This is a genomic window from Pseudomonas fluorescens, from assembly GCF_001708445.1.
GTDB classification, from domain to species: domain Bacteria; phylum Pseudomonadota; class Gammaproteobacteria; order Pseudomonadales; family Pseudomonadaceae; genus Aquipseudomonas; species Aquipseudomonas gorinensis.
On sequence record NZ_CP015637.1, the window covers coordinates 2,511,873 to 2,538,234 of the forward strand.

Annotated in this window: 27 protein-coding genes; 10 read left to right on the forward strand and 17 right to left on the reverse strand. The window is 59.9% G+C overall.

The genetic code is table 11. From position 1 onward, the window contains the following. Nucleotides 1–50 precede the first annotated feature (50 nt). The 3 genes from A7317_RS11315 (at nt 51) to A7317_RS11325 (ending at nt 2,180) form a co-directional block, all read left to right on the forward strand. Nucleotides 51–392, forward strand: coding sequence for a nuclear transport factor 2 family protein (locus A7317_RS11315; protein WP_024075843.1), 342 nt, complete (start codon nt 51–53; stop codon nt 390–392). A 15-nt stretch (nt 393–407) separates the two neighbouring features. After that, complete coding sequence (gene zapE, locus A7317_RS11320) at nt 408–1,514, forward strand: cell division protein ZapE (protein ID WP_024075842.1); 1,107 nt, start codon at nt 408–410, stop codon at nt 1,512–1,514. Nucleotides 1,515–1,688: 174 nt separating this feature from the next. Continuing rightward, complete coding sequence (locus A7317_RS11325) at nt 1,689–2,180, forward strand: GNAT family N-acetyltransferase (RefSeq protein WP_024075841.1); 492 nt, start codon at nt 1,689–1,691, stop codon at nt 2,178–2,180. Between the two features lie 101 nt (nt 2,181–2,281). On the opposite strand, the gene A7317_RS11330 is transcribed toward A7317_RS11325, so the two are convergent. The 4 genes from A7317_RS11330 to A7317_RS30845 all read right to left on the reverse strand — a co-directional run bounded on the left by A7317_RS11330 (nt 2,282) and on the right by A7317_RS30845 (nt 7,404). After that, nucleotides 2,282–2,503, reverse strand: coding sequence for a hypothetical protein (locus tag A7317_RS11330; protein ID WP_024075840.1), 222 nt, complete (start codon nt 2,501–2,503; stop codon nt 2,282–2,284). A 145-nt stretch (nt 2,504–2,648) separates the two neighbouring features. After that, nucleotides 2,649–4,886: a TonB-dependent siderophore receptor gene (locus A7317_RS11335; RefSeq protein ID WP_069075824.1), complete on the reverse strand. Its 2,238-nt coding sequence runs from the start codon at nt 4,884–4,886 to the stop codon at nt 2,649–2,651. A 130-nt stretch (nt 4,887–5,016) separates the two neighbouring features. Continuing rightward, nucleotides 5,017–6,759, reverse strand: coding sequence for a phosphoethanolamine transferase CptA (locus A7317_RS11340; protein ID WP_069075825.1), 1,743 nt, complete (start codon nt 6,757–6,759; stop codon nt 5,017–5,019). Nucleotides 6,760–7,230: 471 nt separating this feature from the next. Continuing rightward, nucleotides 7,231–7,404 carry a DUF6026 family protein gene (locus A7317_RS30845; protein WP_024075837.1) on the reverse strand — a complete coding sequence of 58 codons (174 nt, stop codon included), beginning with the start codon at nt 7,402–7,404 and terminating at the stop codon, nt 7,231–7,233. 269 nt (nt 7,405–7,673) lie between these two features. Between A7317_RS30845 and gnd the strand changes: the two genes are divergently transcribed. From gnd to A7317_RS11355, 3 genes are read left to right on the forward strand one after another with little or no spacing between them, the layout of a single operon-like run. After that, on the forward strand, nt 7,674–8,657 hold the full coding sequence (gnd, locus tag A7317_RS11345) for a phosphogluconate dehydrogenase (NAD(+)-dependent, decarboxylating) (RefSeq protein ID WP_024075836.1): 984 nt from the start codon (nt 7,674–7,676) through the stop codon (nt 8,655–8,657). Then, nucleotides 8,654–10,177 carry a glucose-6-phosphate dehydrogenase gene (gene zwf, locus A7317_RS11350; RefSeq protein WP_024075835.1) on the forward strand — a complete coding sequence of 508 codons (1,524 nt, stop codon included), beginning with the start codon at nt 8,654–8,656 and terminating at the stop codon, nt 10,175–10,177. The genes gnd and zwf overlap by 4 nt, the downstream gene beginning before the upstream one ends. Beyond that, complete coding sequence (locus A7317_RS11355; RefSeq protein ID WP_069075826.1) at nt 10,174–11,028, forward strand: Cof-type HAD-IIB family hydrolase; 855 nt, start codon at nt 10,174–10,176, stop codon at nt 11,026–11,028. The genes zwf and A7317_RS11355 overlap by 4 nt, the downstream gene beginning before the upstream one ends. Before the next feature lie 59 nt (nt 11,029–11,087). Here A7317_RS11355 and A7317_RS11360 read toward each other — a convergent pair whose 3' ends face one another. Then, on the reverse strand, nt 11,088–11,348 hold the full coding sequence (locus tag A7317_RS11360; protein ID WP_024075833.1) for a hypothetical protein: 261 nt from the start codon (nt 11,346–11,348) through the stop codon (nt 11,088–11,090). A 343-nt stretch (nt 11,349–11,691) separates the two neighbouring features. Between A7317_RS11360 and A7317_RS11365 the strand changes: the two genes are divergently transcribed. Then, nucleotides 11,692–13,017 (forward strand): sigma-54 dependent transcriptional regulator, encoded by a 1,326-nt coding sequence (locus tag A7317_RS11365; RefSeq protein ID WP_069075827.1) that lies wholly within the window; start codon nt 11,692–11,694, stop codon nt 13,015–13,017. 117 nt (nt 13,018–13,134) lie between these two features. Here A7317_RS11365 and A7317_RS11370 read toward each other — a convergent pair whose 3' ends face one another. From A7317_RS11370 to A7317_RS11400, 7 genes are all read right to left on the reverse strand, one after another. Beyond that, nucleotides 13,135–14,436 carry a hypothetical protein gene (locus A7317_RS11370; protein ID WP_069075828.1) on the reverse strand — a complete coding sequence of 434 codons (1,302 nt, stop codon included), beginning with the start codon at nt 14,434–14,436 and terminating at the stop codon, nt 13,135–13,137. A 50-nt stretch (nt 14,437–14,486) separates the two neighbouring features. Beyond that, on the reverse strand, nt 14,487–15,233 hold the full coding sequence (locus tag A7317_RS11375; RefSeq protein ID WP_069075829.1) for a hypothetical protein: 747 nt from the start codon (nt 15,231–15,233) through the stop codon (nt 14,487–14,489). Nucleotides 15,234–15,271: 38 nt separating this feature from the next. Further along, the gene (locus A7317_RS11380; protein ID WP_069075830.1) at nt 15,272–15,952 is read right to left on the reverse strand and encodes a C39 family peptidase; all 681 of its coding nucleotides are present in this window, start codon (nt 15,950–15,952) and stop codon (nt 15,272–15,274) included. Between the two features lie 60 nt (nt 15,953–16,012). After that, complete coding sequence (locus tag A7317_RS11385) at nt 16,013–16,762, reverse strand: hypothetical protein (protein WP_069075831.1); 750 nt, start codon at nt 16,760–16,762, stop codon at nt 16,013–16,015. A 66-nt stretch (nt 16,763–16,828) separates the two neighbouring features. Continuing rightward, a complete protein-coding gene (locus tag A7317_RS11390; protein ID WP_069075832.1) occupies nt 16,829–17,380 on the reverse strand; it encodes an adhesin in 552 nt (183 codons plus the stop codon). Further along, complete coding sequence (locus A7317_RS11395) at nt 17,380–17,832, reverse strand: hypothetical protein (RefSeq protein WP_069075833.1); 453 nt, start codon at nt 17,830–17,832, stop codon at nt 17,380–17,382. Before A7317_RS11395 ends, A7317_RS11390 begins: the two co-directional genes overlap by 1 nt. 331 nt (nt 17,833–18,163) lie before the next feature. Continuing rightward, nucleotides 18,164–19,159 carry a FecR family protein gene (locus A7317_RS11400; protein WP_069075834.1) on the reverse strand — a complete coding sequence of 332 codons (996 nt, stop codon included), beginning with the start codon at nt 19,157–19,159 and terminating at the stop codon, nt 18,164–18,166. A gap of 527 nt (nt 19,160–19,686) precedes the next feature. Between A7317_RS11400 and A7317_RS11405 the strand changes: the two genes are divergently transcribed. Next, nucleotides 19,687–20,724: an Ldh family oxidoreductase gene (locus A7317_RS11405; RefSeq protein WP_069075835.1), complete on the forward strand. Its 1,038-nt coding sequence runs from the start codon at nt 19,687–19,689 to the stop codon at nt 20,722–20,724. Between the two features lie 34 nt (nt 20,725–20,758). Here the strand turns inward: A7317_RS11405 and A7317_RS11410 are convergent, their stop codons facing one another. After that, nucleotides 20,759–21,079: a DUF883 family protein gene (locus tag A7317_RS11410; RefSeq protein WP_016979401.1), complete on the reverse strand. Its 321-nt coding sequence runs from the start codon at nt 21,077–21,079 to the stop codon at nt 20,759–20,761. A 163-nt stretch (nt 21,080–21,242) separates the two neighbouring features. Between A7317_RS11410 and A7317_RS11415 the strand changes: the two genes are divergently transcribed. Further along, nucleotides 21,243–21,494, forward strand: coding sequence for a hypothetical protein (locus A7317_RS11415; protein ID WP_024075823.1), 252 nt, complete (start codon nt 21,243–21,245; stop codon nt 21,492–21,494). Here the strand turns inward: A7317_RS11415 and A7317_RS11420 are convergent. Further along, entirely contained in the window at nt 21,469–22,386 is a 918-nt protein-coding gene (locus A7317_RS11420) for a LysR family transcriptional regulator (RefSeq protein ID WP_069075836.1), read from the reverse strand. The two genes, A7317_RS11415 and A7317_RS11420, sit on opposite strands and share 26 nt — an antisense overlap. Nucleotides 22,387–22,478: 92 nt before the next feature. Between A7317_RS11420 and A7317_RS11425 the strand changes: the two genes are divergently transcribed. Continuing rightward, entirely contained in the window at nt 22,479–23,405 is a 927-nt protein-coding gene (locus A7317_RS11425) for a carbon-nitrogen hydrolase family protein (RefSeq protein WP_024075821.1), read from the forward strand. A 187-nt stretch (nt 23,406–23,592) separates the two neighbouring features. Here A7317_RS11425 and A7317_RS11430 read toward each other — a convergent pair whose 3' ends face one another. The 3 genes from A7317_RS11430 to A7317_RS11440 are packed head-to-tail and all read right to left on the reverse strand — an operon-like array spanning nt 23,593 to nt 26,158. Further along, nucleotides 23,593–24,144 (reverse strand): GNAT family N-acetyltransferase, encoded by a 552-nt coding sequence (locus tag A7317_RS11430; RefSeq protein WP_069075837.1) that lies wholly within the window; start codon nt 24,142–24,144, stop codon nt 23,593–23,595. A gap of 7 nt (nt 24,145–24,151) precedes the next feature. Beyond that, nucleotides 24,152–24,613, reverse strand: coding sequence for an LEA type 2 family protein (locus A7317_RS11435; protein ID WP_069075838.1), 462 nt, complete (start codon nt 24,611–24,613; stop codon nt 24,152–24,154). Between the two features lie 12 nt (nt 24,614–24,625). After that, nucleotides 24,626–26,158, reverse strand: a complete 1,533-nt coding sequence (locus A7317_RS11440) for a nucleobase:cation symporter-2 family protein (protein ID WP_081329427.1) — start codon at nt 26,156–26,158, stop codon at nt 24,626–24,628. Nucleotides 26,159–26,362 lie beyond the last annotated feature (204 nt).

Consider the following 26,362-nt stretch of genomic DNA (forward strand, 5'->3'; position numbering starts at 1 on the left):
CACGACCCTGGCTTAGCATGGCCCCACAACCACTCAGAAGGAGCTGTGCCATGTCCGGTCACCATTCACTGCTGGCCCCGGCCATCGTTGCCTATCTCGCCGCGACCAACAGCGGTGACACCTCGACCGTCGCCGATTGTTTTGCCGACGATGCCCACGTGTTCGATGAGGGCGAGCATCAGGTCGGTCCTGCTGCCATCGCCCGCTGGATGGAAGACACCGGGCGGCGCTACGAGCCGCGGGTCGAGGTGCTCAACGTACAGCACCGCACCGGCAAGGTGCTGGTCAGCAACAGTGTCTCGGGCAATTTCCCTGGCAGCCCGCTGGCGTTGCGCTACACCTTTCGCCTGAACGAGCAGGGCAAGATTTCACGGCTGGATATCTCTGTGTAAGTCATACTGGCGCGCATGACTTTCGACTCGCCTCTCGCCGCTTATCAACATGCCATCGCCCAGCAGGGCTTCGTTGCCGATGACGCCCAGCGCCAGGCAGTGGATGCCCTGCAAGCCTGTCACGAAGCCCTGCACCGGGGCCACCCACCGATCACCGGGGTGTATCTATGGGGGCCGGTGGGCCGGGGCAAAACCTGGTTGATGGACCAGTTCTACCACAGCCTGCGTGTACCCGCGCGGCGCCAGCATTTCCATCACTTCATGGGCTGGGTGCATCAGCGCTTGTTCCAGCTCTCCGGCATTCCCGACCCGTTGCAGGCCCTGGCCCGTGAACTGGGCCGGGAGGTGCGGGTGCTGTGCTTCGACGAGTTATTCGTCAGCGACATTGGTGATGCGATCATCCTTGGCCGCCTGTTCCAGGTCATGTTCGAGGAGGGGGTGGTCATGGTCTGCACCTCAAACCAGCCGCCCGACCAACTGTATGCAGACGGTTTCAATCGTGAGCGTTTCCTGCCAGGTATCGAGGCCATCAAGCAGCATATGCGCGTGGTGGCGGTGGACGGTGGCGAGGATCATCGACTGCATCCGGGTGTGGGTGTGCAGCGTTATTGGGTCAACCAACCGGAGGCGTTGGCCACGCTGTTCAAACAACTGAGCCAGGGGCAACGGGTGAGCAGTGGGGCGGTCAGCGTTGGGCACCGCTCGATTGTGGCTGTGCAGGCCAGTGACACCGTGCTGTGGTGCCGCTATGCCGACCTGTGCGAACAACCCCTGGCCGCCATGGACTTCATGCTGCTGTGCGACCGTTTCAAAGCGATTTTGCTGGGGGAGGTGCCCAACCTCAGTGCGCAAAGGCGCCCTGGCCGGATTGCCCGTGGCACCGAGGACGCTGCCCAGCGCGTGGTGGCCGGGGATCGCGAATTGCCTGAGCTCTCGGTACACGATGACAGCGTGCGCAGATTTATCGCGCTGGTGGATGAATGCTACGACCGCAAGGTGCCGTTATTCATCGAAGCCAAGGTCCCGTTGGCAAGCCTCTACACCGAAGGCTACCTGGAGTTTCCGTTCCGTCGCACCCTGAGCCGATTGCAGGAAATGCAATTACAGCGTTTTGGCGTATGAGCGTACGAAAAAGGCCCTGGAATGACCTGGCAACCTATTTTGATCGGCATAACCTTCGCGTTTTCAGGCAGGTATTTGTAGTTAATCTCCTTCATCTATTACCGGCGCCATGCTTACAATCGTGCCCTTCGGAGGGAGCTGAATTCCCTTTTTTGTTTTTGATTGAGGAAGGAAATGGACACCCCTGACATTCTGGTGCTGCAAGCCAGCTACACCAATCCCGTGCATGCCGATGCCATTGGTCGTGTGCTCAACCACTATGCAGAAGACCCTATGGGGGGCGGGCACAGCCTGCCGTCGGACTTGCTGCGCCAACTCCCGGCGGAACTGGCGAAACGCCCCCATGCTTTTAGCGTGTTGGCGTTTGTCGGTGGCGAACCGGCCGGGTTGGTGAACTGTTTTGAAGGGTTTTCCACGTTCGCCTGCCGTCCATTGGTCAATGTTCACGACGTGGTGGTGATGAATCCATTTCGTGGCCTGGGGCTGAGCCAGAAGATGCTGCACAAGGTCGAGGAAATCGCTCGCCAGCGCGGCTGCTGCAAGATCACCCTGGAAGTGCTGGAGGGCAATGCCGTGGCCCAGTCGGCCTACCGCAAGTTCGGTTTTGACGACTCGGTGTTCGATCCGGCCCATGGGCGCATGTTGTTCTGGAACAAGCCGCTGTAATAAATAACCGGCGAAAAAAAAGGCGCCATCAAATGGCGCCTATTAAGCCTTTGCCAACGGAGCGGAATGGCACAGGGTGTTGCGGATTAAGTCAGCGTTAATTAACTCTTTGATTGTGGCTCGGCCGTTTTTTGTTCGGCAGAGTCGATTTTTAATGTCTTGCCATCGGCGACTTCCGTTTGTTCGGCGGTGCCGTGGAGTTTTTGCTGGACGAAACTGAAGTCGTTGTAAAACGCCTTCGAACGCTCTGAGCCGCCTTCTGCGAATGCGGCGGCGGAGGTCAGGGTCATCAGGCTGGCAAGCATCAGGGTGGAGAGTTTCATGGCAGTGTTCCCGTTAAGAGTGATCGGTATCCGCTCTGTCCTTGATCAGATTCATGGGGCGAGTGTGGAGTGATCTTATTAAGTGGGAATTAACGCGGAACTGCCCCCGAAGTTAACATTTTCGTTAACTTCGGGTTAAAAAGTCTTACAGTCTCCAGTCCAATGCCAAGGTGATCGAGCGGGGTTCGCCCCAATACACGCCATTATAAAAGCCGACGCGCTCGTAATATTTTTCATCAAATAAATTGTTGACGTTAACTGACGCCGAAACATGTTCGTCGAATTGATAACGAGACATCAGATTGACCACGGTATAAGCCTGCTGTGTGATCTTCGTTGATTCGGTGATCAGGTAGCCGTCCGCGTCGCGACCGCCGATCGGACGGTCGGCAAATGCGTAGAAGTCGCTTTGCCAGTTCACCGCACCGCCCACCGTCAATCCGCGCCATTCGCCCGGCAGGCGATAGGTGCTGGACAGCTTCAACAGGTTCATCGGCTGGTCAGTATTGCTGCGCTGTTTGTCGCCGTTGAGCGAATGGGTGTAGGTGTAGCCCGCCGTGAGGTTCCAGTCCGGCATGACCTCGCCCGACACTTCAACTTCAAAGCCTTGCACCTGGTTGCCCTTGCCGCCGGATGTGTAGAACTGCTCGCCCGTTTCCCGGTCGGGCTCGGCGCTGTTGTCCAACTCGGCCACGTTGTCCTGGGTACTCCAGAAGTAGGCGGCGGCCAGGTTCAAGCGCTCGTCCAGCAGGCTGCCCTTGAGGCCCACCTCGTAATTGCTGCCCACCACCGGCTCCAGGTACTTGCGGCTGGCGTCGCGCTCATCCTGTGGGTTGAAGATATCGGTGTAGCTGGCGTAAAGCGTGTACTGCGAGGTGATGTCGTAGAGCAGCCCCGCATACGGGGTCAGCATGTCGTTGTGAGTCTGACGGGTCTTGGGGGCTCGGGTCAGTTGGTTGTTGGCATCGTATTCTGGCGCGACGCTTTCGATTTCCCAACTGCCATAGCGGCTGCCCAGCACGGCGTGCAACTTGTCGGTCAGGCTCAGGCGAGTGGCCAGGTAGCCGGCTTTCTGCTGTTTGCTGGAGTGGGAGCCTTTGAGCCCGGTGGTGCGGTCGGGAAATTTGGCGATACCGCCCATGTGTTGCCAATCAGGGATGGTGACGTAATCGGCGGGAGAGCGATTGCGTTGGAAGGGCGAAGTGTCGCGCTGCTGCGACTCGCCATATCCCACCATCAATTCATGCTCGCGGCCCAGCAGCGAATAGGCGCCGGCCAGGTTGAAATCCACCACGTCCATTTTCGAGGTGCCGACCATCTGGTTGGTCCAGGCGGTCATGCCGCTGCCATCGGCATTAGGGAATCCCGCGCCACCGTAATACACCTTGCCATCGGTGTCGCTCTGGCGGTGGGTGTAGGCGGCCTTGAGGCGCCAGTCGGCGGACAGCTTGTGATCGATGGATGCGAAGGTGGTCTGGTCCTTCAGTGGCCAGGAACTCCAATCGGCGGCCATATTGGCCGAGCGTGACAGCCGAGCTTTACCACCGTCGCTGTTCCAGTAAGGCAGGGTGCCCCAGGAGGTGCCTTGCACATGCTTGTTCTGATAATCGAACCCGACCGCCACCACGGTATCGTCCGTCAAATCAGCCTCGAGGATCCCGTAGCCCACTTCCCGTTGCAGCGCGTAATTGTCGCGAAAGGATTGGCTGTCGCGGTAGGCCATGACGCTACGCCCGCGCAGGCGCCCATCAAAGCCCAGCGGACCGCCGACGTCCAGATAGTTGTAGTAATTGTCATGGCTGGCGCCGCTGGCACCGGCCCTGGCCTGCCATTGCGCGGTCGGGCGCTTGCGGATCATGTTCACGGTGGCTGAGGGATCGCCCGCGCCGGTGGTCAAGCCGGTGGCGCCGCGTACCACTTCGATACGGTCGTAAATGATGGTGTCGGCGTCGGACTTCATGCGCCCGAACGTGTTGAGCATGCCATCCACCTGGAAATTATTGATGGAATAGCCCCGGGAGGAATAACCGGCACGGTCGGAATCCAGGTGCTGCACCGTGACCCCGGTGGTCTGGCGCAGGGCGTCGGTCAGGGTATTGAGATTGAAGTCATCCATTTGCTGGCGGGTGATCACCGAAATGGATTGAGGGGTTTCCTTGATCGATAGGTTCAGCCGCGTGGCGGTGCTCATCGAACCGGTGGTGTAGGCCCCGGTGTGCTCGGTAGTGGCCCCCAGGCCTTCGGCGGTGACGCGGGTGCTGCCCAGCTCCAACGCGGTGGCGGGTGTTTGCTCGGGGTCGTTTTCAGCCAGCAGGTCGGGGCTCAGTCCGATACTGAACAGGCCGAGGGTGAAGGTCATGGAACGGGTGAGAGGCGCGAACATCGCGGAAGACTCCTTGTCGTCTTTGAAGCCTTCTCAGTAAGAAAAGGCCTTGGCTCAAAGACGAAAGGAGGCGTGAAACTTTAGGCTTAAACGAGAATGATTGTTATCGTCGCCGGGGCGACGCTGGTGGTCACTTCGCTACAACTTCTGCCCCGTCAGCTTTCTTTGGCTTGATCAGGCTGAAGTCGATCAAGGCTTTCTGCTGGCGCTCGTAAGGGTTGCCGATCAGCAGCGGGCGCGGCTTGAAACTGTCGCTGACCAGGCTTTTGCTGCGGTCCAGCTCATCGAAACTCAGCCCGGCCAGGTCTGCCCAGGTATGAATCAACTGCGAGCTGCTATAGGGGCGCTGCAGGTCGCCGGCAAAACTCCAGTTGTGGGTTTCGCGCCACTTGGGAGAGGCGTAGGCCATGAACGGGATGGTGTACATCGGTGCGGTGGGTTTGCCTTCGTTGCGCCCCAGGGTGCTGTGGCCGGCGGAGTCGAAGACGTCTTCACCGTGGTCGGACAGGTACAGCAAGAAGCCGTTGGGGTCGGTCTTGGCGTAGCTCTTGATCAGGCTGGAGACTACGAAGTCGTTGTACAGCACGGCGTTGTCATAGCTGTTGTAGGTGGGCAGCTGGGCGTCGCTGATGCCTGCCGGAACCCCCTGGCGATCGGTGAATTTGTCGAAGGTCGGCGGATAACGGTACTGATAGCTCATGTGCGTGCCCAGCAGGTGCACCACGATGAACTTGCGCTCGGCCGGGTCGGCCATGGCCTTGGCGAATGGCTCCAGTACGTCGCCGTCATACTGGCGGGCGTTCTGGTTGCGGTTGTTGTTGAGGTACACCTGCTCGTCGGCCTGTTCGGAAAAGGTCGTGAGCATGGTGTTGCGCTTGGTCATGGTCTGCTGGTTGGTGATCCAGTAGGTCTTGTAGCCCGCCTGTTTCATCATGCTGACGATCGACGGCGTCTTGAGGTACAGGTCCGGGTTTTCTTCGTCGGCGAAGGTCAGCACCTGTTGCAGCGCTTCGATGGTGTAGGGGCGCGGGGTGATGACGTTGTCGAATACCGCCAGTTGGTCGCGCAGCTTGTCCAGCTCGGGCGTGGTGTTGCGCGGGTAGCCATAGAGGCTCATGCGCTGGCGGTTGGTGGACTCGCCGATCACCAATACCAGGGTCGACGGTTGGTTGGCCATGCTGTCCTTGAGGTTCTTCAAGGGCGGAATCTGGCTGGCGCTGGTGAGCATGCCCTGCATGTTGTCGAGCTGCTCGGTGTAGCGACGATAGGCCACGATCATCTGCCATGGCACGGCCGGTTCGACGCGGGTTTCAAAGCGGTCGATGGCCTGTTCCATGTTGTCGCTCGTGGCGATCTGCTTGACCAGCGGGTAGCCCACGACGGCCAGCACAATTGCCGTCGCCGCCAGTATCGATTGGCCACGGGGCAGGTACACCGGGCGCAGGCGCGTCCACAGGAACACGGCCAGGGCGGTATGGGCGATGAACGCCAGCACGATCCACCAGGCAAAATATTGGGTCGCGTATTCACCGGCTTCAGAGATGTTCGACTCGAACATGATGAAGATGACGCTTTGGGAGAATTCCTGCTGGTAGATGAAGAAATAACCCAGGCTGGCCATGGAACAGGCCCACAGCACCACACCGATCAACGCGGCGAGCAGGCGGGTGCGGCGCGGGAATAACAACATCGGCGCGAGCCACAGTGCGCTCATGAAGAAGGCTTGGCGAAAGCCGCTGAAACCGGAGGTGCCGGTCAGTTGTATGAGGAGTTGGGTAATACCCGAGAAGTACCAGAAAAACAGAAATAACCAGCCAAGGCCGGCCCAATCAAAGCCTTTCGCAGACTTGGTGCTGCGTTTGAACATCGCCATCCAGCGCTCCAGCAAACTTAAATTCAATCATCGGTTAGCGGTACCCGCACGGGTTTTGATCCGCAGACCGGACATTCATCCGGCGCAGTATCGACAGTCGGGTGTGAAAAGTTTGTGAGTTTAAGATGCGGTGTTTGCCTCTCTCGAGCCCGGTACTGATCCAGGCGCCGCTGGCTGATCTGCCGCGTTTCGCGGTGAGGCTCGACATTTGGGCGTGGACGGATAAGACCGCCCGCTGCAAAGGGCCGGAATTGATCGAGGGATTCGAACGGCGGGTGGAGAAGCGCTTCCACTCAGGACGCCGGGGTGTGAGGACCTTGGGCGAAGGGCATTTGAAGTTGGCGGGCCTCAGGTACGAGACCGGTTGTGACGACCAACTTCGCGAAGCGCAGAGCCGATGGCGGTTATCGCCAGCAGTGGTATCCGGGAGCGAGAGGCACAGCGGTTTTTACCCCTGTATGCCCGCTGGGCTCAGCCGTGGGCGGGGGCTGCCAGTGCGACGGCGCTGGGGCCTTGCAATTGCATCTGCAACTGCGCGACTTGCATCAGCAGTTGATCGCGTTCGTCCTTCAGTTGGCGCAACTCATCGCGGCGGATGGTGACGTAGAGGGTCTGTGCCGGGCGGTTCATCTGTGCTGTGCTCATTGCTTACCTCGCAAATAGCCGGTAGATCGCGACGCCAGAACGCTTGATTCGAGGTTCTCGGCATCAGTCGGAAGCAATTCTGAATTCTTTTTCGTATCAAGGGAACTTTTTTATTTTTGATGGTCGTGTGACTTTTGTCGGCGTGATGGTGAAACGATGGCTACTTTTTTGTCATGAAACTACCGCCATCCGCGCTGGACTAACCCTCAATAGCTTCATTGCGCTATAAACTAGGCACACATTTTTTGAGTAGTTAGGAGCATCAGCACATGCAACTGGGGATTATCGGACTAGGCCGCATGGGCGGGAATATTGCACGGCGCCTGATGCTCAATGGGCATACCACCGTTGTTTACGACCGTAACGAAGCATTTGTCAAAGGCTTGAGCGAGGAGGGCGCCACCGGCGTCGCCGACTTGAAAGCCCTGGTTGCCGGGCTGCAAAAGCCTCGCGCCGTTTGGGTCATGTTGCCGGCAGGCGACCCCACTGAAAACACCATCAATGAGTTGAGCGAACTGCTGGAAGACGGTGATGTGATCATCGACGGCGGCAACACCAACTATAAGGACGATGTTCGTCGCGCCAAGACGTTGTCGGAAAAAGGCCTGCACTATGTCGACGTCGGCACGTCCGGCGGCGTCTGGGGGCTGGAGCGCGGTTACTGCATGATGATCGGTGGCGACACCGAGACCGTTCAGCGACTCGACCCGATCTTCGCCAGCCTGGCGCCGGGCCTGGGCAATATCCCGCGCACCAAGGACCGCTCCGCTGCCGCTGACCCCCGCGCCGAGCATGGCTATATCCATGCGGGCCCTGCGGGTTCCGGGCACTTCGTCAAGATGATCCACAACGGCATCGAGTACGGGATGATGCAGGCGTTTGCCGAAGGGTTTGACATTCTCAAGACCAAGAACTCGGAAAACCTGCCGCAAGACCAGCGCTTTGACCTGAACGTTGCCGATATCGCCGAAGTCTGGCGCCGTGGCAGCGTGGTGTCGTCCTGGTTGCTGGACCTGACCGCCGATGCCCTGGCCACCGACCCGAAACTCGACGGCTACTCCGGCTCCGTTGCCGACAGTGGCGAAGGCCGCTGGACCATCGAGGCCGCCATGGAGCAAGCCGTGCCGGTGCCGGTGCTGTCCACGTCGCTGTTCGCGCGTTTCCGTTCCCGCCAGCAGAGCACCTACGGTGACAAGATGCTGTCTGCCATGCGCTTCGGCTTTGGTGGTCATGTGGAGACTTCCAAAAAATGACCGCCAACGGCAAAAAAACCAAGGCCGAACCCGCTCCTCCCACCACCCTGTTTCTGTTTGGCGCCCACGGCGACCTGGTCAAGCGCCTGCTCATGCCGGCGCTGTACAACCTCAGCCGTGACGGCCTGCTGGGCGATGGCCTGCGCATTGTCGGCGTTGATCACAACGCCATCAGCGATGCCGACTTCGCCAAGAAACTCGAGGACTTCATTCGCACCGAAGCTGCCGGGAAGGTCAGGGGTAACGCCGACAATGCCCTGGACCCAAAACTGTGGGCGCAACTGGCCAAGGGCATCAGCTACGTCGAGGGCGACTTCCTCGACGACAGCACCTACGCCGACATCGGCAAGAAGATCGCCGACAGTGGCACCGGCAACGCGGTGTTCTACCTGGCCACCGCGCCGCGCTTCTTCAGTGAAGTGGTGCAGCGCCTGGGCAGTGCCGGCTTGTTGACGGAAACCGATGACAGCTTCCGCCGCGTGGTGATCGAAAAGCCCTTTGGCTCTGACCTGGCCACTGCCGAAGCGCTGAATGCCAGCCTGCTCAAAGTGATGAGCGAGAAGCAGATCTATCGCATCGACCATTACCTGGGCAAGGAGACGGTGCAGAACATCTTGATCAGTCGTTTCTCCAACGTGCTGTTCGAAGCGTTCTGGAACAACCATTACATCGACCACGTGCAGATCACCGCGGCGGAAACGGTGGGCGTGGAAACCCGGGGTAATTTCTTCGAAAAAACCGGCACCTTGCGCGATATGGTGCCCAACCATCTGTTCCAGTTGCTGGCGATGGTGGCCATGGAGCCACCGGCGGCGTTTGGCGCCGATGCAGTACGGGGCGAGAAGGCCAAGGTGATCGGGGCTGTACGCCCCTGGTCCCTGGAAGATGCGCGGGCCAATTCGGTGCGCGGGCAATACACCGCCGGTGAGATCGGTGGCAAGGCGCTGCCCGGCTACCGCGAGGAAGCCAACGTGGCGCCCGACAGCAGCACCGAGACGTTTGTCGCCCTCAAGGTGATGATCGACAACTGGCGTTGGGTCGGCGTGCCGTTCTACCTGCGTACCGGCAAGCGCATGAGCATTCGCGACACCGAGATCGTGATCTGCTTCAAGCCGGCGCCGTATGCACAGTTTCGCGATACCGAGGTCGATGAGCTCAAGCCCACCTACCTGAAGATCCAGATCCAGCCCAATGAAGGCATGTGGTTCGACCTGCTGGCTAAAAGGCCCGGGCCGACATTGGACATGGCCAATATCGAGTTGGGTTTTGCCTACGAGGACTTCTTCGAGATGCAACCGTCGACCGGTTACGAAACCTTGATCTACGACTGCATGACCGGAGACCAGACCTTGTTCCAGCGCGCCGACAACATCGAAAACGGCTGGCGTGCGGTGCAGCCGTTTCTCGATGCGTGGAAAGAGGACGACGGGATCCAGGCCTACAAGGCCGGTGAAGATGGTCCGGCGGCGGCCGATGCGTTGCTGGCCCGCGATGGCCGTGCCTGGCATTCGCTCGGATGAGTGACGCAGCGATCCATCCCGTCCGGTTTGTATTGAGTGATATGGACGGCACCTTGCTGCGTCCTGATCACACCCCGACCCAGCGCACCCTCGACACGGTGCGTGCCTTGCGCGCTGCCGGGGTACTGTTCAGCCTGGCCAGCGGACGCCCGTCCAAGGCGATGTTGCAGATGATCGAAGCGTTCGGCATCGACGTGCCCGTGGCCGGCTTCAATGGCGGCACGTTGGTCAACCCTGATGGCACTGTGCTGGTGGCGCATTATTTACCCGCGGAGGCGGCGCTGGTGACGTTGGCGCTGTTTTCCGGGGTGCCGGACGTGGAAGTCTGGGTGTTTGCCGACGGTGAATGGCTGCGGCGCGATCCGTCCGGCCCCATGGTAGCGGTGGAAGCTGCTGGTTTGGGGTATGGGCCGCGAGTGGTCGAGAGTTTTGAGCCGTACCTGGATCGGGTCGACAAGATCGTCGCCGCCAGCCGCAACGCGCCATTGCTGGTGGAACTTGAAGCGCAATTGCAGCCCAAGGTGCAGGGGCTGGCCCAGGTATCGCGTTCGCAACCGATCTACCTGGATGTGACGGCGATGAAGGCCAACAAGGGTGAAGCCTTGAAGACCCTGGCGGCGCACCTCGGGGTGCCGCTGGAGCAGACGGCGGTCATCGGCGACGGCGGCAACGACCCGGCGATGTTTCAGGTGGCGGGGTTGTCGATTGCCATGGGGCAGGCTGAAGAAAGCGTCAAGCGCCAGGCCAATGTTGTCACCGGCAGTAATCTCGAAGACGGTGCAGCCGAAGCGATCGAACGGTTTATTCTTGCGGCGCAGTCAGGGCGAAAAGTTAAACCGGCTGTACTCTAACAGCGAACTTCCGATCATTGTTTTGCAATGGGGCAATGATCGGAAGTTGCCGCGCCGATTTACTTGGGCATTGCCCAGGACTGTAACTGGTAGCCATCTTTGTCGAGTTCGGCGCGGGCTTGCAACAACAAGTCTTCCAGTTGTGCCGGGTCGGTGTAGGCACTCGACGACAGCTGTTTGCGGCCGATACGTTTGTTGGTGCGGTCGACGACGCTCAGGCTGAGGGCGCCATTGCCATCGTGCCAGGCCACACACTGAAAGGGCTGGAAAGCACGGTCTGCGATCAAAAGAGCTTCGTTGATGCGGAGCGGGGCGTTCATGTGGGTCTTCTCTCTCATTGCCCATTCAATTAAGTGCCGGCGGTTGGGCAGTCCGTGCGGCGGTTACTTGTACTGATGCACGATGATGGGGTACGGGTCACATGTTAGAGCAACAATTTTCAACTTTCCCTGATTGAAGTCATGTAAGCGGCTGTTTTGAAAGCGCAATGTAAGTCTCCAGGCGAAGCAACTTTTTACCCGGAATCGCAGGCAGATGGCTTTTTGCCCGCACTTATAGCGAAATGGTACAAGCGCCGCGTCAATACCTTGCTAGTGTTATCGCCAGGCGTCACAAACTGTTGTTTCTAAATAACTTTACTATTTTTGGCGCCAAGGAATAGTCATGGTTGTTACACCTGTCCAGCGCCGTTTGCTTGTGGTCGATCCCTGCGATGACTGCCATGCGCTATTGCCTGGCCTGCGCTCTGCCGGGTGGGAGGTGGACAGCTGTACCCTGGAAGCGGTGGGAGACCGGTCCTGCGATGTGGGCTTGCTGCGTTTGCAGCCTTATCACCTGGAGCGTCCCGAGGCCGTCAAGGAGCTGATCAGCCGCAGTGGCACCGAGTGGATCGCCGTGCTCAACCAGGAAGTGTTGCGCCTGCAGAACGTCGGTGATTTTGTCTGCGAGTGGTTCTTCGACTTCCACACCCTGCCATTCGATGTCTCTCGGGTGCAGGTCACCCTGGGCCGCGCCTTTGGCATGGCGCGCCTGCGAGGCAAGGGCCATGCCCCGGTCAACGAGCCCGAACATGAATTGCTTGGCGACAGCCGGCCGATCCGCGAGTTGCGCAAACTATTGTCGAAGCTGGCGCCCACGGAGTCGCCGGTACTGATTCGCGGCGACAGCGGTACGGGTAAAGAACTGGTCGCCAAGACCCTGCATCGGCAATCCCAGCGCCATGCCAAGCCGTTTGTAGCGATCAACTGCGGGGCGATCCCCGAACACCTGATTCAGTCTGAGCTGTTCGGCCATGAAAAAGGCGCGTTTACCGGCGCCCATCAGCGTAAGGTCGGGCGGATCGAGGCGGCGAACGGCGGCACGCTGTTCCTCGATGAAATCGGCGATTTGCCGATGGAACTGCAAGCCAACCTGCTGCGCTTTCTCCAGGAAAAACAGATTGAACGGGTCGGCGGCAGCCAGCCCATCCCCGTGGATGTGCGTGTGCTGGCGGCGACCCACGTTGACTTGGAAGCGGCGGTGGCCAAGGGCACGTTTCGCGAAGACCTGTATTACCGCCTGAATGTGCTGCAAGTGGTCACCGCGCCCCTGCGCGAACGCCACGGTGATGTGGCGATGTTGGCCAATCACTTTTCACGCTTCTACAGCCAGGAAACCGGCCGGCGCCCGCGCAGTTTCAGCGAGGGCGCCCTGGTCGCCATGGGGCAACACCCGTGGCCGGGCAATGTACGTGAACTGGCCAACCGCGTACGGCGTGGCCTGGTGCTGGCTGAAGGGCGGCAGATCGAAGCCGTTGATCTGGGCCTGGAAGGCGAACAGGCAATTTCTTCGCCGATGGCTACACTGGAAGATTACAAGCACCGCGCCGAACGCCAGGCGCTGTGCGATGTGCTCAACCGGCACAGTGACAACCTGAGCGTCGCGGCCCGTGTGCTCGGCGTTTCCCGGCCGACGTTCTACCGGTTGCTGCACAAACACCAGATCCGCTAGGGCGGGTAAACCGAAAAGCCCCGCAACGACCCTTATCGTTGCGGGGCTTTTCCTTTGTCATAGGTTCCCTTACGCAGCCAAGGAACACCGGCTGGGACGCTCCGTGTCCCGATGCCGCTAGAAGTAATACGGGAATTTCAAGCTGAAGGTGAAGTCCGGCGCATCATCCGTCATGCCGATCGCCAGGTTCGGCACGATCGTCAGGTTATCCGATGCCGCAATGGTCATGCCCACGTTGAAGTAGCCCGCATTGGCGTCGCTGGAGACCACCGATTGCCAGTCGCCGCCGTTAGGCTTGAGCTTGCTTTTGCGTTGTACCAGGTCGGAGACCGAGAACGACATACTCATCTTCTCGTTCAGCGCGAAGGCAACGCCGACGCCGAGCTGGAAGCTGTCGCCCAGGCTGACTTTGCCGCCGACTTTCTGGTTGACGTCACTGCTGATGTCGTCAAACGAATCTTCGAAGTTGTGGGTGTACGAGAACGAGCCAAACAGCACCGCCGGGTCGAAGGTCTTGACCAGCGAGATGCCCGGTGTAATCGACCAGACGCCGTTACCGGTAGGCAGGCTTTCCGGCACATAGAGGTTGTCGTTGGTGGTTTGCCTGACCAGCTTGATGCCAAACGGCTCTTTACCGGTAGGCGCCTTGACCCGCAGCGAAACAACCGCGTCCGGCAAAGTAGGGGTTTCGTCGAGGAATTTGTACGCCACACCGAAGTTTACGTCGCCGATGGTTGGATCGCGGGTTACGTCTGCTTCAGAGGTGGCAGTGGCATCGTTGCCGGCGCCGCTCGACTGGTAGGTCGATTCGCGGTACACCACCGGCACGTTGACGTCGAACTGCCAGCGGTTGTCGACGTTGTAGCGCCCGGTCAAATCCAGGGTCCAGTTATCAGCCTTGATACGGTCCAGGTTGATGTTGCCCAGGAAGATCGAGTCCAGGGCCAGGAACCCGTTGAGGGTCAACTGCCGGGCATCGTAATGCGCGTAAGTGATGCCGGTTTCAAAGCTGAACTTGCCATTCCCGAAGAAGCCGCTGGCTTCGTTGTAGAGGTTGCTCACGCTTTGCGCAGGGGCCGAATCGTCCTTGAGCGACTGGCCATAAGAACTGCCGCCACCGCCCGCGCCGCCGGATGCCGCAGCGGCACCCGTTCCCGCGACGGTCTTGTTGCCTTTCTGGAAGTCTGCCGGAGACTTGGCCAGGCGCTTGGGCGCCGGCGTGGCCGGTTGATCTTCGACCTGGCGCACCCGTTGTTCCAACACTGCCAGGGCTTTTTGCTGCACCTCGTACCGCTGCTTGAGTTCCAGAAGCTCTTGTTTGAGTGTCTCAATATCTGCGTCTGGCGCGGCATACAAGATGGATGCGGGCAAGAGCGTACTTAAACAGACCACTGCACGTAGCGATAATGATCGATGCATGAAATAAGCCGTCCTTTTCTAATGCAAAAAGTGTCGAGGGTCAGCGTAGTTCAATAACCGAGAGTGCGCAGGCCTTTGAGTTGATCCAGATTGCAGTTCAACGCCGGGTTGTTCAGTCCGTTATTGCCCATTACCACGTTGAGTTGGGTCATGTTGTTGACGAAGTTGGTATTGCCGGTCAACACCGTGCCTTGCAGCACTTGGCCGCCGCCGATCTGCTGGAGGCTATTGCCTTGGTTATGGTTGGCCAGAATCGCCATCTGCAAGCCGCCGTTGTTGGCCGAGACACTCACACGGCCTGCCGCGCTGTCGCCGGTCACAGTGCCGCCGGCTACCAGCACTTGCCCGGACTGGACGATGTTGGACGGTGCAAAGCCGTTTTCAGTGACGTTGATACCGACATTGTTGTAAGCGGTGTTGCCGTCGCCGGCGGTGCGTACGCTTTGGGTCACGCCCGTGCCTGTGCCCAGGCCCGCGCCGCCGACGACATTACCGGTGCCGGTGTTCTGGTTGGTGCCGGTACCGGTGGAGCCGGTGGTCTGCACGTAGAATTGTGGGGTAATGGTCGCTGAGTCGATCTGCATGCTGGCCTTGCCGGTGATGGTGTCGCCCACGGCGTTGGTCCAGGTACTGCTCATGACAATACCGAAGCTGATGATTCGCCCCGGCATCACATAGCGGCCGCGCAGTTCGGCCATTTCCGAATCCTTGAGTTCGATGGGTTGGAACCCCGATGAAGCATAAGCGGGTATTGAGGCTGTCAGACACAGGACCGTCAGCCAACGGGAAGTGTTCATCTTCAGCTCCTGGAGCGTCCTGCCCCTTATGCGCTTCTTCAGAAGAAGTCGCTCTGGATGAAACCGAAATCCATCAGCTCGGCATCGCCTACCGGCCTGAACTCATTCAACTTGTTCTTGGCGGTCAGCGGCGTGGGCGGGTCGAGCAAGGCGTTGGCCTTGTCATAACCTTCACCCAGCACGGCGAAGACGATGCCATTCCAACCCTTGAGGAAGTCGTCACGCGAATAGCGCTTGTGGCCCAGTACCGGGTCGCCGATATAGACCCAGTCCTTGTCCGCGCGCTGCATCACCACGAAGTGCTTGTAGCCACGAATCTCCAGCAGCACCACCACGGGGATCTTCACGGTCACCAGGGTTTCTGGTCCGATCTTGTAGCCCCGGGCACGCATGCCGATGCTTTCGAGGTAGCGCTTCATGTCCAGCATGGAAAAGCCCTGGGTACGTACCAGGTCCTGGTCTGCATTGACCAGCATGCCTTTGATGACGTGGTCTTCGTCGACGTCCAGCCAGTAACCCTGGCGCAGAATGGTGGCGAGTGCCGCAGCACCGCAGCTGAAATCGGTTTTCTGTTCCACCAGGTTGGCGAACCGGCGCTCACGGATACTCTCGACCTTCTTGTAGATGACTGCACCGCCGGGCATGGCGGAGATTGCCATGGTGCCCGCCCAGGTTGGGCCGGTGAGCAACATCAAGAGGCTAAGGGTCGCGAGGCGCATGATCGTATGACCTGTCGGACACTGGAATAAAAAGGGCCTTGTTGCCAAGGCCCCGTTGGATCAGAAGCGCACGCCGCTGGCGCAGACGGTGCAACCTTGACCGATCGACAGGCTGTTGCTGCCTTGGTTGCCGGCGCCGGATTGCAGGTTCACACCTACGTTGCCGGAGTTGCGGTTAACCGAGTTGTCGAGGCTGGAGTTGTTCGACACGTACTGAGGTTTGCTGCCATAGCCATACCCGTGGCTGGTAGCGGCGGCGTTGAGGTAGTTGTTGGCGAGCGAGTTTTGCTCGGTGTTGGCGGCCGCTGCGATGTTTTTGCCATCTGCAGTGGTGATTGCCAGGTTGTTTTTACCTTGGTTACCTTGGCCGGCCTGGCCGTTGTAGCCCAGGTTGCCGGAGTTGCCGTTAACCGAGTTGTCCAGGGAGGCGTTGTTCTGGGTGCCTTTGTTGACGAAGTTGTTCAGCCCGCTGTTTTGATTGACATCGACGACAGCGAATACTGTTGCAAAGTCACCTTTGGCGCTGGAGATGGCGCCAGAGTTGTCGGCCTGGTTGCCACTGCCTGCTTGAACGTTAACCCCGGTGTTACCGCTGTTGCCATTAACCGAGTTATCGGCAGAGGCATTGTTTTCGGTTTTGGTGTCATCGAACTTGTTGCCTGCGCTGTTTTGTACATCCGTGACAACAGAGGCAACGACCCCGGTTGGTTGAGGCGCAGGGTGCCAGCCACCACCATTTGCTTGAGCAGCAGCAGCCATGAGTGCAGCCAGAGCGAAAACCAGAGGTTTCAGAGCCATTTGAGGTTTCATGGTGTTTCTCCTTGCTTCTATTAGTTGGTTAAGTGTTGGTACGGTCTAACGTGTGCTACCAAGCGTTTACTTGATAGTGATGCCCAGGGTGTTAGCCACTCGGTTCCCCACCCCAGCACTCTGGTTCACCTGAATCACTCCTCGGCTGCCGGTGAAGGCCTGGTCGCTTGTCACGACCTGGCGGCTGCCAGTGGTGGGGGTGAGCCCTGAGTCGGTTGCCAGCGTCGTCGTGTTCTGTTGCAACAGGACGCTGTCGTCGATGCTTTGCGGGCCAGGGTTGACGCTGATCCGCACGGCATTGATTAATTGGTTATTGGCCCCGGCTGACTGGTTGATGCCCAACATGCCGTTGCCATTGGTAAAAGAGGTGCCCTCGATTGCCGCCTTGGCATTCAGGGAGGGGTCGACCTTGCCGTTCAGGTTCTGGAGATTGCGGGTGGTGGCCTGGCCACCGAGTGCGACGGCGCGGTTGTTGGCGGTTTGCTGTTGGTCGCCGGCGGCCTGGTTGATCATCAGGTTGCCGTTATAGGCCTGGCCGCTATTGGTGATTACCGCCGTGTTGTCGGCCAGGGCCGAGGCGCTGCCCAGCAGGGCCAGAATCAGCAGGGAACGATTCATTATTTGCCCCCCATCATGCTGCCGATGTTGTTCAGCGGCGCCATGCCACGCTGGATCGAGTCACTGATCTGCCCGCCTATGGCGGCGCCGGCACCGTGGCTGACCGCTGTCCCGGAGCCGAGTGTCGATACACTGCCTTGGGTGTTGTTGAGGCCAGGGATATTGCCGCCAGGCAGGACCACGCGGGTAATGCTCGAGCCGCTGCTGATGCTGCCGATGTCCATGTCGCTGAGTTCGCCTGTGGCGCTGATGATCTCGCGGCTTGGATTGGCATTGGCAGTGGTGGGGTAGGGGTCTTTACCGAATGAAGGTCGACCGTACATGTGGCCTTGTACGTCGCGGCCCGTCACGATCACACCGTCACCTGCAGCGAGCACTGGAGCGCTCACGCTGGCACCGAGTACGCAGCTGATCAGCAGAAGGCTCAATGAGCCCGAAGTGTGAGTGACCACGGCAGCATTCCTTTTTTCTGCGCGCTGACCCTAAACAGCGCTGTGAGGAATAGAGCAGAACGCGTGCCGCTTTTTAATATTATTTATTATTCAATAGCTTATGAATGTTGGCGGGCAAAGTAGTGGCTGCGTTGTTTCATGGTTGAAACACCATTGCCCAGGTGCGCACTGACCCGAACCCAGCAAAAACGCTTCACCTGGTTGTATCAGTGCTGTAACACCGAACATGACAGAACGATGAAGTCGCTCAGCACGGGCGGTCCAGGGACGGGAGGTGTTTCAAAAATGGACACCGCAGGCCCAAGCGAGCCTGCCTGTGCAAACGCAGGGTTCAGCCTTTGGGGGCTTTACGCGGGATGGCGTTGAGGACGGGATTGCCGTCCTGGTTCTGGGTCAGGTAGACCGGCAGTACCTTGGGCAGGGAAGGGATAAGGCTATTGACTTCACTGGTGTTGTAGATGCCACCGATGCGGATTGCCCCGGTGTTGGCATCCGCCAGCATGACCGGCTTGTTGAGGTAGCGATTGATCAGGGGCAGGGCATCGGCCAGGGCCAGGTTGTCGAGCACCAGCTTGCCCTGGCGCCAGGCCAGGGCGGAGTCGTTGGGGTTCATCGAACTGATTCGAGGGGTGGCGTCGCCCTGCTGGTAGCTGGCCTGCATGCCTGGCGTCAGTGGCACGCTGCCATGCGCCTTGTCGCTGGAAATCTGCACCGAGCCTTCGAGCAGCATCACCCGTACCTGGTCGTCATATTTCCAGACATTGAACTGCGTGCCGGTGACTCGCACCTGGCCTTCGCCGGCCCGCACGATAAAAGGATGGGCGCGGTCATGGCTGACCTTGAAAAACGCCTCGCCTTTTTTCAGCGTGACCTGGCGCTGGTCCTTGTAGTGGCTGTAGACCAGTTCGGTGCCGAGGTTGAGTTCCACCTGGCTGCCATCGCCCAATGTGACCTGGCGTAAGCCGTTGGTGGCCTCGAAGCGCTCATAGGAGCTGGGCAGCCAACCCGCTTCCCAGCCGGTAAAGGCTGCCAGGGGCAGGGCTGCGAGGCTGATCGCTGCGGCAACGGCATAGGTGCGCAGCCGGCTGCGTGGTTTGAGCGGCATCCCCGCCGAGGCCGCCTCATTGCGTGGCAAATGATCGGCCACGTCCCAGATTTCCAGCATCGCTGCGTATTCGAACGCATGCAGCGGATGAGCGTCGTGCCACTGCTGAAAGGCCTGCCGTTCGCCCGACGTGCAATCACTCGCATGCATACGCATGCACCAATGCGCGGCGGCGTCGGTGATGGCGTCATATTCGGCTTCTGAAAGGGACTTTTCGCTCATTAACTCATCCTGATTTCCCGCATTCTAACCTCCACAGCCGGATAGCGAGAACAGCCATGATGGCAATTGCACTTCAATTGGAATTTATTCTCGTTTGAAAGCCGAGAAAACTGGGGGTATGAGTCCGTCACTCCTACCATCCCTGTGTTGCGAGGCACCGGAACGGCCATGGCTGATCAACCTTAACGCCCGGCAGATGGGGCTGTTGTGGCGAGCAGGCTTGTTGTGGTGATCGAGCTTGTTGTGGTGAGCAGGCTTGTTGTGGTGAGCGGGCTTGCCCCGCGTTGGGCTGCGCAGCAGCCCCAACACCAGGCACCGCAGTGTGTCAGTTAAAAACACATCGTCTGTAATGGGGCCGCTTCGCGCCCCAACGCGGGGCAAGCCCGCTCGCCACAACAAGCTCGCTCGCCACAGGGCATATGGCGATAGATAACTGAAGCGCCCGTTGACAGCAGCCACAGGGGGCGTTGTTTAATCAACGGCCTGGATTCTTGTTGTCTCTTCCAATTACAAAATCGGAGCTACAGATGTCTGCCCAGTCCCCGATAGTTGACAGTCCTTCAGTGTTCATTGGTTTCAATGACCTGGTGGGGTTGCTGCATGCCATCTTCGTGAAACACGGCACCTCGCCTGAGGTTGCCTCGATCCTGGCGCGCAATTGCGCCAGCGCCGAGCGCGACGGCGCGCACAGTCACGGCATCTTCCGCATTCCCGGCTACCTGAGCACGCTGGCCAGCGGTTGGGTCGATGGCAAAGCCACGCCCGTGGTCACGGATGTCGCCTCCGGCTTCGTGCGGGTGGACGCCTGCAACGGCTTCGCCCAGCCGGCCCTTGAAGCGGCCCGTGCACTGCTGGTGGACAAGGCCCGCAGCGCCGGCATTGCGCTGCTGGCCATCCATAACTCCCATCACTTCGCGGCACTGTGGCCGGACGTCGAGCCCTTTGCCGAGGAAGGGTTGGTGGCGTTGAGCGTGGTCAACAGCATGACCTGCGTGGTGCCCCATGGCGCCGATCGGCCACTGTTCGGCACCAATCCCATCGCTTTTGCCGCCCCCCGTGCCGACGGCTTGCCCATCGTGTTCGACCTGGCCACCAGCGCTATTGCCCATGGCGACGTACAGATTGCCGCGCGCAAGGGCGAGCGATTGCCGCCGGGGATGGGCGTCGATAGCCTCGGTCAGCCGACCCAGGACCCCAAGGCCGTATTGGAAGGCGGCGCGCTGTTGCCCTTCGGCGGGCACAAGGGCTCGGCGTTGTCGATGATGGTCGAATTGCTGGCCGCCGCCCTGACCGGGGGCAACTTCTCCTTCGAGTTCAACTGGGCCGATCACCCAGGCGCGCGTACCCCCTGGACCGGGCAATTGCTGATTGTCATCGACCCGAGCAAAACAGCTGGGCAAAGCTTTGCCGAGCGCAGCCAGGAACTGGTGCGGCAGATGCATGCGGTGGGGTTGCGGCGTTTACCGGGGGATCGACGTCATCGCACGCGGGCGAAGTCGCAACAGCAGGGGATTGAACTGCAAGCGCAGGACCTGGCGCAGTTGCAGGCGCTGCTCGAAGACTGAAAGGGGCCGCGCCATGGGCGCAGCCCCTGGCGCATCAGTTACGGCGGCCGAGCAACAGGCCGACGACCAGGCCGAAGCCCGCCGAGATAGCCACGGTCTGCCATGGGTGGCCACCGATGTAGGTCTCGGTGGCATCGACCACCGGCTTACTGCGCTCGCGCACGTTGGACACCGAGTCCAGCGCTTGCTTGAGTTTGATGGCGACCTGCTCGCGCAGGGTTTCACCTTCTTCGCCCACCAGCGAGGCGCTGCTCTTGAGCAGTTTGTCCGATTCTTCGATCAGCGCCGTGAGTTCGCTGAAGGCTTGATCCTTGATTTGATCTTCAACAGCTTGGGCAGCGGTTTTGCGGGCCATTGTGTGACTCCTTGCAGGTAAATGTGACAGTGAACAATGGAGTGCCGGGCGATGGCAAAAGTTGCAGTTTTTTTGCCAGGCACGGGTTCTGGGCAAAATCTGAATCAGGAAATTTCGACCTACAGTGTAAGATGTCACCTATTTGTGCAGCAGGTAATTCAACATGAGCTTCAATCTCGCCAACAAGACCCTCGCCGAACGCGCCGAGCTGGAAGATGAAAAGTCCCGTCTCTACGACCTGTGGCAAAGTAACCTGGGCAAGGCCAAGGGCGAAGCCGCCCGGTTGTTCGGCGAACGTGCCAAGCGCAAGGGCAAGTGGGCTGAATGGGTACGCGCGGAACTTGACGGCATGTCGCCGCCGGAGTTCTCGAACATGGTGCGCAGTGAAGTCAACAAGCTGATGGCGGCCAAGTAAAACTGGCGCTGATCGCTTCGCGCACCTTGAGCAGCAGTGGGTCTAACTGGGCCTGTGTACGCCAGCCCAGTTCCACTGGGTAGCGGGGCAGCGCCAGCGGGCAGGGCAGTACGCAAAGCCCGGTGAGGCCGGCGATGGCCTCGGCCGCATGCCCGGGAATGGTTGCCACTGCCTGGGTGCCCTTGAGCAGGAATGGCAGTGCGGCAAAATGGCTGGTCGAGGCGCACACCTGGCGGCTCAACCCTTGGGCCGCCAGCCCCTCATCGGTGATCCCGATAAACCCGCCCGACGACACCAGGATGTGCTCACGCGCCACGAACTCCGCCAGGCTGATGCCGTGCTGGCCTGGCGCCAGGCTGTGGGCGTCCACCAGGCAGCGATAATCACCTTCCCCCAGTACAAGCCGGCTCAGCCTGCGTTCGGCAAACCCGCCGGCGGTGATCGCCAGGTCCAGGGTGCGATCGAGCAGGGCGCCGGCGACGATCTGGCTGTGGGTCTGACGGAAGATCACCCGGAGTTTCGGCAGACGCTGTGCGATGACGTCCATCAGCCGACGGCCATAGGCGATCTCGAAGTCGTCGGACAGTCCCACCACGATCGATCGCCCTTGATAGTTCGGGTTATCCGGATGGGTCATCGCCAGGCTTTGTCGGCAACGGTCCAGTGCCTCACTGATCACCGGCTTGAGTTGATTGGCGCGCAAGGTCGGCGCCAGGCCCCGGCCGGTACGCACGAACAACTGATCACCATACAGTTCGCGCAAGCGGCGCAACCCCGCGCTGATGGCCGATTGCGTCACACCCAGGCGCAACGCCGCGCGGCTGGCGCTGGACTCATCGTGCAGGGCTTCGAAGGTTTTCAGCAGGTTCAGGTCGACCTGGGCGATATTCATTTGGCTCATATCATTTAGCACTGAAGTGGGCTTTATTCATGATCGAGCCTGGCCCGAGAATGGGCAACCCCCCACTACTTGGAATGATCGTGATGCCTGTTTCTATTGTGGCTGCATTGCAAATCGGTGCCTTGCCGGGCGGCAAGGCCGAGACCCTCGCGCAAATCCTGGCTTATGAAGACGAAATCCTGCGCAGCGGCGCGCAACTGGTGGTGATGCCGGAGGCGCTCCTGGGCGGTTACCCCAAAGGTGAAGGTTTCGGCACGCAACTGGGTTATCGCCTGCCCGAGGGGCGCGAAGCCTTTGCGCGTTATTTCGCCAATGCCATCGATGTGCCGGGCACCGAGACCGAGGCGCTGGCGGGGTTGTCGGCCCGTACCGGCGCGAGCCTGGTCCTGGGTGTGATCGAGCGCAGTGGCAGCACCCTGTATTGCACCGTGCTGTATTTCGAACCGTCTGGCGGTCTGGTGGCCAAGCACCGCAAGCTGATGCCCACTGGCACCGAACGTTTGATCTGGGGCAAGGGCGATGGCTCCACCTTGCCGGTGATCGACACGGCGGTAGGACGGGTCGGCGGCGCGGTGTGCTGGGAAAACATGATGCCGCTGCTGCGTACGGCGATGTACGCCAAGGGCGTGCAAGTGTGGTGCGCGCCGACGGTGGACGAGCGTGAGATGTGGCAGGTGAGCATGCGTCATGTGGCGCACGAAGGGCGTTGCTTTGTGGTCAGTGCGTGCCAGGTGCAGGCTTCGCCTCAGGCGCTGGGCATCGAGGTTGCCAACTGGCCTTCAGAGCGCCCGTTGATCGCAGGTGGCAGCGTGATTATCGGCCCCATGGGCGACATCCTGGCTGGGCCGTTGCTGGGGGAGGCGGGGCTGCTGACCGCGCAGATCGACACTGACGATTTAGTGCGCGCGCGGTATGACTACGATGTGGTGGGGCATTACGCCCGGCCGGATGTTTTCGAGCTGGTGGTGGATGAACGCGCCAAGCCAGGCGTGCGCTTTATCACCGACTGAAGCCTGATGCCCGTCAGCTAAGGCTTTTTTGTAGGAGCGAGGGGGACGCCTGGTTCTTGCTCGCGAAAAACTCACAGGCGCCGCGTTCATTCAGGAAGCACGCGTTATCGTTGACGTTTTTCGCGAGCAAGAACTAGGCGTCCCCCTCGCTCCTACAGAAGGGCGAGCCCCGTCCCACCTTTGGCCCTCAGCTTTTGGGCGATTGGGTTTTCAGCCATTCCTCGCGGGTCATTTCCCAGATATGCCGTGGGAAAGTACCTTCCACAAACTCAGCTTCATCCGTACGGATCAAACGCATGCCCGTACGCTCGGAAATACGCCGCGAGCCCAGGTTGGGTGCCGCCTTGGGCACCCGCAGCAGCGGGCGCTTGAGCACGCCGAACCAATAGTCGGTCACCGCTGTGCTGGCCTCGGACATCAGTCCTTGCCCTTGCCATTGCGGCCCTAGCCAGAACCCCCGGTTGTTATCCTGCTCGTCCATCAAGCTGATGTTGCCGATCAATTGTTCAGGCGCGCTTTTCAGGCGTAGCGACCAGTGCCATTCCTCGCCACGGGCCATGGCGGGGAGGGCGTTCTGTTCCAGATAGGTGCGCGCGCCGTCGGCCGGGTAGGGCCAGGGCACCAGGGCGTTGAGGTAACGCACGACCTCCCAATGCGGGAATTGCTGCTGGATCCCTTCGGCATCGTCCAGGGTCAGTGGGCACAGGATCAGGCGTTCGGTGAAGAGTGTCGGTTGCATGGTGTCATTACCAGGTCGCGGTATTCGGCAGGTCCAGGGTGCCACGGTCCACAAAACGCATGGTGCCGAACAGCCCGCCCGCTAACTTGCCGCGCAATACATAGGGCAGGTTGTTCAAGCTCTGGGTCTGGCTCAGGCCCAGGGTCTGGCGCAATACGGAAAACGCCGAAACGCTGACCGGCACCATCAGCACCGTCTCGGAAAAGCGTGGGATGGATCCGCGTTGATCACTCACCCCCGACGCCAGCGGCCGGCCATTGACCTCCAGGTCCAGGGCCACGCCGTTGTAGTCGATCGTCGTTTCATTGGGGTTCTGTACCCGCAGCTTCACGGCGAAGCGTACTTCCAGGTCCTGGCTTTGCAGCGGTTCGATGCCCACCACATTGATCGTCACCGGGTCGCGGTTGGGGAACAGGGCGCAGGCGCTCAGGGTGAGCAGCAGTAGCGATAGAACCATGAGCTTGCGCATACAAAGGTGCTCCTAGTGCGTGACGTCCGGGTCCTGCATTACTTTGAGGGTAGAGGACTCCGGATCAAATTCATCTTCTTCCAGCTCTATGAACGCTTCGGGCAGGAAAATGTTCAGCAGGATTGCACAGAACGCGCCCACGGTGATCGGCGATTCAAAGATGTTGTGCAGTGCCTTGGGCAGGTCACGCAACACTTCCGGGACCGCCGCGACGCCCAGGCCCATGCCCAGCGAGATCGCCACGATCAACACATTGCGCCGGTGCAGCCCGGCTTCGGCGAGGATCTTGATGCCGGCCACCGCGACGGTGCCGAACATGATCAGCGTCGCGCCACCGAGAACGGGTTTAGGCATCAGTTGCAGCACCGCGCCGATCATCGGGAACAGCCCCAGCAGCACCAGCAGGCCGGCGATGAAGTACGCCACATAACGGCTGGCCACGCCGGTGAGCTGGATCACGCCATTGTTCTGGGCGAAGGTCATCCAGAACATCCCCAGCAGCACCAGCAGGCCGGCGATGAAGTACGCCACATAACGGCTGGCCACGCCGGTGAGCTGGATCACGCCGTTGTTCTGGGCGAAGGTCACCATCGGCAGGCTGTTGAAGGTGGCCGCCATCGCCGAGTTGAGGCCGTCGGCCAACAGACCGGACTTGATACGCTTGATATACAGCGGGCCCTTGACCGGCTGCTGGGAGATCATCGAGTTGGCTGTCAGGTCGCCGGCGGCTTCCAGGGGCGAAATCAGGAAGATCACCGCCACCGGGATAAACGCCACCCAGTCGAATGAGAAACCGTACTTGAACGGCACCGGCACGCTGATCAGCGGCACCTGGGGCAGGGCTGCCAAGTCGACGCGGCCCAGCCACCAGGCCACCACGAAGCCCAGGGTCAGGCCGATCACGATCGAGCCCAGGCGCAGGAACGGATTATTGAAGCGGTTGAGTACCACGATGGTCAGCAGCACCAGCGCCGCCAAGCCCATGTTGCTTGCCGCGCCCAGGTCGCTGGCGCCAAAACCACCCGCCATGTCGGTGACCGCCACCTTGATCAGTGACAGGCCCATCAAGGTAATGATGGTGCCGGTCACCACCGGGGTGATCAGCTTGCGCAGCTTGCCGATGAACTGGCTGAGCACCACTTCAATAAATGCTGCGCAAAAACAGATGCCAAAGATCGTCGAGAGGATCTCATCGGTGCCGCCGCCCCGGGCCTTGACCATGAAACCCGCGCTGAGAATTACGCTGATAAACGAGAAACTGGTGCCTTGCAGGCACAGCAGCCCCGAACCAATGGGGCCGAACGTGCGCGCCTGGACGAAGGTGCCGAGCCCCGACACAAACAGCGCCATGCTCACCAGGTAGGGCACTTCGCTTTCCAGGCCGAGCACGCCACCGACGATCAGGGTGGGGGTGATAATGCCGACAAAACTGGCCAACACATGCTGCAACGCGGCAAACATCGCTGCGCTGAAGTGCGGACGATCTTCCAGGCCATAGATCAGGTCGGACTTATAGCGGGGGCGGGGGGCTTGAGCGTCAGACAAAATGAGGGCTCGGGTCAGAAAATGGAGGCGCAGGATGCCAGAAACTGCTCAGCGTCAGAAGTGTAAAAAAATATTTATAAAGACCCTGCATAAAACCCCGATTCCTGCCGATACTGCTTATAGGCCTACCTATCAAAAACAACAGTGATGGCCGAGGTCTGGCAGTGCGTTGTCGCTGGCTGATCGTTTCGTGGCATGGACGCG